Annotated in this window: 3 protein-coding genes; all 3 read left to right on the forward strand. The window is 45.3% G+C overall.

Features of this window, described 5'->3' with window-relative positions; translation table 11 throughout:
* The first annotated feature begins 244 nt into the window (after positions 1-244).
* The 3 genes from RMO52_RS21825 to RMO52_RS21835 all read left to right on the forward strand — a co-directional run bounded on the left by RMO52_RS21825 (position 245) and on the right by RMO52_RS21835 (position 8,920).
* On the forward strand, positions 245-2,155 hold the full coding sequence (locus RMO52_RS21825) for a tryptophan dimethylallyltransferase family protein (RefSeq protein ID WP_310418523.1): 1,911 nt from the start codon (positions 245-247) through the stop codon (positions 2,153-2,155).
* A gap of 232 nt (positions 2,156-2,387) precedes the next feature.
* Positions 2,388-8,210 (forward strand): AAA family ATPase, encoded by a 5,823-nt coding sequence (locus RMO52_RS21830; protein ID WP_310418526.1) that lies wholly within the window; start codon positions 2,388-2,390, stop codon positions 8,208-8,210.
* Between the two features lie 71 nt (positions 8,211-8,281).
* Positions 8,282-8,920, forward strand: a complete 639-nt coding sequence (locus RMO52_RS21835; RefSeq protein ID WP_309743002.1) for a response regulator — start codon at positions 8,282-8,284, stop codon at positions 8,918-8,920.
* The last annotated feature ends 143 nt before the right edge of the window (positions 8,921-9,063 follow it).

The raw sequence follows: 9,063 nt of genomic DNA on the forward strand, positions 1-9,063 counted from the left end.
AATAATTTCTTCGATGAAGATGATGTTTGCTGTGGTCATGGTATGAAATTTCCTGAAAATTTTATACCATAATTTTTGCCGATTGAGATTAATTTCTGGCCTTAAGCTTTAATAAAATTAAAATCCGTAGGCTGAATGTAGTAAAAATGACAATTGTAACGATTCATATATTCTTGTGCTAGGATTTAACCAAAGTATTTTGCGTAGAAAATAAAAACTACTATCTTAAATATTGGGGTTTATCATGACTAGTTCTGAAAGTAAGTATGTATCGCTAAATCAATCCGATACATCTGCAAATTTATTAGTAAATTCAACTCTACCTGTAAAAGAGCGCGGCTCGATCGAGCAATTTTCACAACCTGGATTCGAGCCAGAAAAATTAGTACCCGCACCAACTTATGTGGAATGTGGCATCGAAAAACTGACCGCCCTGTGTAATGCTGTCGGCTTAAACGCTCAACTCGATCGAGTCATCCACGTATTTCGCGCCCTGACTACCTCCTGGGGCGATCGCCGCATTGGTGAAACGACCACCTGGCGATCGGACGTTTCCGACGATTGCGCCCCCTTTGAATTCTCCCTAGCGCTCGATCCGCAGCAGACCGAACTCCGCGTCCTCATCGAAGCCCAAGGCAGCGACCCCACTCTCCAATCCAACTGGCAAGCCGGACTCGATCTCAACCAGCACCTCGCCGCAAATTTTAACGTCAGCCTCGACAGGTTCGAGCAGATTGCCGACTTATTTGCGCCCACCAATCCCGAAGCAAAATTCTCGATGTGGCACGCAGTCTGCTTTTATCCCGATAAAGAGCCAGCATTTAAACTCTATCTCAATCCCCAAGCCCAATCCCCGAGTCGATCGGCAGCAGTCATCGAAGAATCCTTAGTCCGACTCGGTTTCACCCACGCATGGCCGACCCTTGCCGAGACAGCAGCGCAACGCGGCCCCGACAAAGACCAGTTTGTCTACTTCTCACTCGATCTCGCCGCCCACGACCGCGCACGAGTCAAAGTCTACCTCCGCCACCAAGATGCCACACCCGCAGAACTAGAATCAGCCCTAAGTGCAGCACGCAACTATGTACCGGGCGACGCGATCGAATTCTGCCAAGCAATGGCACCCGGTCAAACATCCTTCTCCAAAAAGTCAGCTATCACCTGTTTTTCTCTTATTGCTGGAGACGATGAAAGTCCCTCAAGCGGAACTCTATATATACCAGTCTCCAATTATGCACCTGACGATCGAGTTGTCTGCGATCGGCTCGACCTATACTTCATTCAGCACAGTCTTCCTGTATTTACATATCACTCAGCAATTCGATCGTTAGCGATTCGTCCTCTAGAAGCAGGAATTGGGATGCAATCATACACTTCATTCCGCAGAGAGAAACAGCATCAGCGAGTTGCTGTCTACCTGAATCCAGAAGCAAATCTAATAAAATCTCCAAAGATCGTAGCTACTTCGCAATTAACTTTATCTTTACAATCTATTGAAGAGACGACTAGGCACTATAAAGATAATTCTGTTGAGTCTCATCCTTTCTTCCAAAGGTTACACCGAGAACCTGCAAATCTGACCAGTCTATGGCTATTATTTGCAAATTTTCAGGAAGGAATTGTTTCCCATTTTACTCGGCGGCTGGCTCTTGTTGTCGCTCACATTGACGATGAACACATTCGTTGTATTTTGGCGAAGCAGTTGAATGAAGAGCTGGGAAATGGCGATGTGTCTCAGATACACCGAAAAATATTCGATCGATTAACGCTTGCTCTCGAACCATACAAACCGCAACTTATCACTACGGAAATGTTATTGCCGGGGCATAAATTGAGCCAATCTTTAGAGGCATTATACTCCGACCCTAATCCTTACATAGGAGTGGGTGCAGCTATTTTGATGGAGGTTCGTGGCGAGCAAAGAGATGAAATAGTAAACAAAGAACTGGCTCGGACGACGTTAGATAATTCGGTTCTATCATGGTTCTATCTACATGGAGAGCTAGAGGTCGGTCATGCTGATGAAATAATGAAACTGGCGCATCATATCGATGACTCAAATGGAGATAAAGCTGGGGTGATGCAGGGATTAGAACTGACTTCTGCTGCACTGTGGGATTTTTGCAACGGAATGTATCGAGCCTGTTTCCTATGAACCGTCGCGAAAACTAGCATCAGACCTTTAGGCAGGGAAAATCCTAAACCATCGACACACGATCTAGATTACAGCTAGTCCACGGGGCAGACTATAAGATATCTACTAGAACGGCTAGTAACTTGACTTTTTAATCGATCGCAGCAATCTAACACAAGATGTTAGAGCTTTGACATTAAAATTTGGTTCCTAGCCGTCTTCGACATAGTTGCTTATTGATGAGGACTGGAAAATGGAGACAATCGTGTGCATACCAGGATATACCGTTATCGAGGAAATTTATACAGGCAATCGTACATCCATCTATCGGGCACTTCGAGAGATAGATCGTTATCCAGTCACCATCGAACTACTCCGCAATCCCTTTCCCAGCTTTCACGAACTGCTGAAGTTTCGTCATAAATACGAAATTGGCAAAGATTTAGATCTACCCTATGTCATCAAAACTCTCGCGCTAGAACCCTACCGCAACTCCTATGCGCTAGTTCTAGAGGATTGCGGTGGCATTTCCCTAAAGTCTTACTTACAGCAATCGGGAGCTTTTGGTGATAGTTTGCCCAAAGTAATTGAGTTTCTCCAGATCGCCATCCAAATTGCCCAAGCCATGGAAGGGTTGTATTGTCATCGGGTGATTCACAAAGATATCAAACCCGCCAACATTCTGATTCATCCCCAGACGCACCAGATTGAGCTAATCGATTTTAGTATTTCTTCGCTGTTGCCCAAGGAAACTCAAGAAATCAAAAATGCCAACATGCTCGAAGGCACGTTGGCATATATCGCTCCCGAACAAACCGGACGGATGAATCGGGGGATCGACTATCGGAGCGATTACTACGCTCTCGGCGTCACCTTTTACGAACTACTGACTGGACAGTTACCATTTATATCTACCGATCCGCTGGAGTTGGTACACAGTCATCTTGCGAAACAACCGCTGGCAGTGCGTCAACTCAAAACAAACACCCCATTGATGGTGTCGCAGCTAGTCAGTAAGTTGATGTCCAAAAATGCTGAGGATCGCTATCAAAATGCACTGGGATTAAAGCACGATCTAGAAATTTGCCTCGCTCAGTTGCAACAACACGGCAAAATCGACTTATTCGATCTAGGAGAGCGAGATCTGAGCGACCGTTTTCTGATTCCCGAAAAACTCTATGGACGAGAGCCAGAAGTTGCCACACTACTCAATGCGTTTGAGCGAGTCAGTAAGGGTATCCCCGAAATCATGCTGGTTGCTGGTGCTTCGGGAATCGGTAAAACTGTAGTGATTCGTGAAGTTCATAAGCCGATTGTCCGGCAACGCGGCTACTTTATCAATGGTAAGTACGACCAATTCCAGCGCAATATTCCGTTTTCAGCTTTCGTACAAGCCTTTCGCAATTTGATTGGACAATTGCTGTGTGAATCAGATCTCCAATTGCAGACTTGGAAGACCCAGATCCTGGCGGCTGTTGGCGAACATGGACAAGTCTTAATTGATGTTATTCCCGAACTCGAACTGATTATCGGTGGGCAACTGCCAGCTCCAGAATTGTCTGGTAGTGCCGCACAGCAGCGATTTCAGCTCCTGATGCAGAAATTCATGAGATTATTTAGTACGGCAGCACATCCACTGGTGCTGTTCCTCGACGATTTGCAGTGGGCAGATTTAGCATCTTTGAATTTGTTGCAATCATTGATGCAGGATGTCGGATATTTATTAGTATTAGGAGCTTATCGGGATAACGAAGTATCACCAATTCATCCGGCGATCTTGGCGATAGATGAGATTGAAAAAACTGGGATAACGGTCAATACCATTACGCTAAGATCTCTCGACCAAGCAGATTTAAATCAATTGGTAGCAGATACATTAAGTTGCGATCTCCTCACAGCTCAACCCTTAGCTGAATTAGTAGCACTCAAAACTCAAGGTAATCCATTTTTTGCGACCCAATTTCTCAAAGCATTATATGAAGATGGACTGATTAGTTTCGATCGATTGAGTGCGAATGGAAAAGTTGGCGGGTGGAGTTGCGATCTGACTCAAGTGAGATCGCTAGCGGTTACTGATGATGTCGTAGCATTTATGGCATTGCAATTGCAAAAGTTGCCGATCGACACTCAAGTAGCGATCGCTCTAGCCGCCTGTATCGGTGCCCAATTCGATCTCAATACCTTAGCAATCGTTTTGGAGCGATCGCCAGCAGAGACGGCAGCAGCACTGTGGAGTGGGTTGCAAGAAAACTTCCTCATGCCAACTACAGATATATACAAGTTTTTCAATAATTCCAGTACTCAATCGGCATCAAAAACAGAGGCTAATCCAGTTTATTCTTTCTTGCACGATCGCGTTCAGCAGGCAGCTTACTCGTTGATTTCTGAAGACCAAAGACCAGCAACTCATCTCAAAATCGGGCAATTACTTCAGCAAAATTACTCAGAGACGGTTGCTGAAGAAAAGCTGTTTGATATTGTCGGACATCTAAATATAGCTAGAGACTTAGTTACCGATCTACGCGATCGACAAAGAATTGTCGATCTTAACTTAAATGCAGGTAAGAAAGCTAGGAATTCTACTGCTTATGCTGCGGCAAATATTTATTTTCAGATAGGAATCGAACTCTTGGAGATCGACTGTTGGGAAACCCAATATCAGCTAACTTTGGATCTGCACATCGCTGCTACTGAAGCTGCTTATTTAGCAGGTAAGCTCGATAGAATGGAAGAGATCGCAGCTATTGTAATACGATCGGCTCGAACTATTTTGGATCGGGTGGAAATCTACAGGATTCAGATTGCTGTACTCACGGCTAGTGGTAAAGGGGAGGAAGCAATCTATACAGGTGCAACAGTACTCTCTCAATTGGGGTTTGAACTCCCCACCACACCAACTGAAGCCAAGACGGTTGAAGCACTGGAGATTTTGAAGAGCCAACTTCAAAGCAGGCAAGTTGAAGATCTGCTAGATTTACCTGCGATGAGCGATCTCCAAGCACGGCTAGCAATGGAATTACTCGCAGATTTGAGCGCACCTATTTTTACTACCGTCCCACAGTTAATGCCCATTTTAAGTATCAAGATGGTGAGCTTGTCGATCCAGTTCGGTAACATACCTGCATCAGCAATGGGATACGCTAATTATGGATTTGTACTGAGTGCCTTTTTCGGAGATGTTGACACGGGTTATCGTTTTGGTAAGTTGGCACTGGCGTTAGTGGATGCACTTAATACCAGAGAATTTCAAGGTCGAATTTCATTTTTATTTGCCACTTGGATTCAACATCGTCAAGAACCAATTAGATCGACTATCCCAACACTAAAACATGCTTACGCAGCCAGCATGGAATCTGGCGATCTCCTTGCTATCGGCTATGGCATCTGTTGTTACTTTGATGCAAACCTACTCGGTGGAGTAGACCTAAATATTTTGGAATCGGAAATCTCAGCTTATAGTACGGCTTTGGAGCGGATCAAACAATATTCTGCGATGGCTTATCTGCGGATGAAGCAGCAGGTAATAATAAATTTGACGGCAACCGGAAGTCAGCCGGAGTGCTTGAGCGGTGCTGCTTACGATGAAACAGTGATGATTCCCAAACACATTCAAGATAGTGAATTTATTGCTATTGCCTATGTACATATCTATAAGTTAATGCTGGCATACTTATTTGGCAATCATCAGGCTGCGGTAGAGAATATTAGTCAAGGCGAACAATATTTACCAGCAATCTCAGGGATGATTTCGGCTGCGGTATTCCATTTTTATGCTGCTCTGACATATTTGGCTCTTGCTAGCGAACAATTAGAACAATACAAATCTGCAACTCTTTTCCAAGTTGAAATTTATCAAGCTACAATCTTCAAATTGGCACAAGAAACTCCTACGAATTACCTTCACAAATGGCAATTAATTGAAGCTGAAAAGCAGCGAGTTTTAGGCGATCGAGCCGCAGCGATCGAATATTACGATCTGGCGATCGCGGGTGCGAAAGAACATCAATTCATCCATGAAGAAGCCCTTGCAAACGAACTAGCGACGAAGTTTTACCTCGATTGGGGTAAAGATAAAATCGCTCAATCTTACGCGATCGAGGCATATTATGCTTACGATCGTTGGGGTGCGACTGCCAAGTGTACGCATCTAACCACACTCTATCCGCAATTACTCGCACCGATTCTGACTAAAGATCGAGCTGTCACTGACGATATATCATCGACGATCGAGAACTCGATTACTGGTAGCTGTGAATTTTTGGATTTGAATACGATGCTCAAAGCCTCACAAGCGATTTCTGAGGAGATTAAACTCGATCGAATCATCACTAGTCTCCTGGAGATTGTCGTTGCCAATGCAGGCGCAGACAAATGTATTTTGCTACTCAAAACCGCAGCAGATCTCAATGTCGTTGCGAAGGTAGAACTGGGACAGCAGCCGCAGTTGCTCGCGCCGATTTCTTTCAGATTGAGTCCCGAGCTAGCAATTAGTGTCATCGATCGAGTCCAGCGGAGTTTGGAACCGATCCTGTTGTCGAGTGCCGATTATGCTACGGAGTATCATGGCGATCTCTATTTGCACCAGCATCAACCCAAAAGTGTCTTGTGTTGTCCGATCGTCGATCGCGGTCGGTTAATTGGGGTATTATATTTGGAAAATCAGCTCATGCTTGGTGCTTTTACTCGCGATCGATTGGACATCCTCAAAGTCATCGTCGCTCAAGCAGCAATTAGTATCGAGAATGCTAGATTGTATACCGAACTAGAAGCATCATTTAATATTCTCGAACGCAAAGTCGAAGAACGCACGATCGAACTCAAGGCTGCTAAAGAATTAGCCGAAGCAGCAGATCGATCGAAGACTAGTTTCTTTACCAACATGAGTCACGAACTGCGCACGCCGCTCAATGCAATTCTGGGGATGTCTGAGGGGTTGACCGAATTAGTCTACGGTCAGCTCAACCAGCGACAACTTCGTTGTATTGAAGTGATCGCCAACAGTGGTAATCATCTACTGCAATTGATCGACGATATTCTCGATTTAGCAAAAATCGAAGCAGGCAAGTTTGAACTATACTGCACGCCAACTAACATCGCCGATCTCTGCCATGAGAGTCTGTCATTTGTCAACCAGCAATCTTCTCAAAAGAATATTCAACTAACCGTAAATCTGCCCCCGCAGCTACCCGAGTTAATAGTAGACGAACTGCGGATTCGACAAGTGCTGATCAATCTGCTCTCCAATGCGGTGAAATTTACGCCTGAAGATGGACGTGTGAGTTTGGAAGTCAGCCATCATCTCGCTACCGCTCCTCAAGCTACCGCTTGGATTCAGTTCGCGGTCGTAGATAGCGGAATTGGGATCGCGCCAGAGGATCTGAGTCAGCTATTTCAGCCATTTGTCCAGATCGATAATGCTTTGAGCCGTCAAACTAAGGGGACGGGTTTGGGGCTAAATCTGGTGCGGGAGATTGTCGAACTGCATGGCGGTAGAGTCGGTGTGAGCAGTCAGATTAATGTTGGCAGTCGGTTTACGCTCGATCTACCTTGCGGCAATCTACCGTTTATTTTCCCATTAGCAACAGCGGAATCTGCGGATGAGAGCGCGATAAGTTCCCCCAATGACGATCGATTTTCATGCTCCTGGAGTGCCAATCCGCCAAGATTGACAGAATTACTTTCTTACCCATCGCCGGATCGGCTACCATCTCGCAAGCCGCCGATCCTCATTGTCGATGACGATCGATCGACGATCGAAACACTCACGGACTATCTAGAAGCCAAAGGCTACACTACTATTTTTGCCCAAAATGGTCTGGAGGCGATCGAACTAGCGCAGTTGCATCATCCCGAAGCCATCTTAATGGATATCCACATGCCGATCCTCGATGGCTTGGCAGCGATCTCCCAATTACGCAGCGATCCTTATTTCGAGCGGCTACCGATTATTGCTCTCACTGCTCTAACTATGAGTGGCGATCGCGAACGCTGTCTGGAAGCTGGCGCAAATGAGTATTTAGCCAAACCCATTACATTGGGAATACTAGCCGCGACAATTCAAGAATTAATCGCCTAGATGTAGTAAATCATCAAACGCAACTGCCGATTTTCACGCACGATTCCGACACACCTTAGCATCGATATTTTATGACTACTCCTGCCTCGATTCTGGTTATTGATGACGATCCGAACAACTTTGATGTCATTCAAGTTTTACTAAATAAAGAAGACTATATTTTCCATTATGCCTCTAGTGGGCAACGCGCACTCGATCGAGTCGATCGATTTCAACCCGATGTGATTTTACTCGATGTGATGATGCCAGATCTCGATGGCATCGAAGTCTGTCGCCGGATTAAAGCCTTACCCAGATGGCAGTCGGTGCCGATCGTCATGGTAACTGCTTTGACTGATAAAAAGGAGCTAGAACGGTGTTTGTCTACAGGTGCAGAAGACTTAATTGCCAAGCCAGTCAATCGACTCGAATTGATTGCTAGAGTTGCCCTAATGCTGCGAATTAAACGGCAGTATGATGGACTCCAAATCGCCCAGCAAAAGTTAGAGTTAGCAGCTCAAGCTCAGGATGAGCTATTAGCAATGATAACTGATGAAATGACTGCCCCAATTACTGATGTATTGGAAATTGCCCGACTATTAGCAACTACCGAACTAACACCGATCCAGCACGAGCATCTACAAACTGTTCGGGTTAATGGTGAAAAGTTATTGACGGCAATAACTAATATTTTGGATTCTTCCCGATGCGATCTCGTTCCCTATTATTAGTTAAAAGTGCTATTAAATCCGCTCTATAAAGACTTTTTTGGCGGTCGGAATCCCTGGCCCTCACCCCCAACCCCACTCCCCAGCGTGGGTGTGGGGAGCCAGAGCCGGGGGGGGAGGGGGGGTGTGGGGGGTTTCTAATTTTA

This window comes from Chamaesiphon sp. OTE_8_metabat_110 (genome assembly GCF_031382685.1).
GTDB lineage: Bacteria > Cyanobacteriota > Cyanobacteriia > Cyanobacteriales > Chamaesiphonaceae > Chamaesiphon.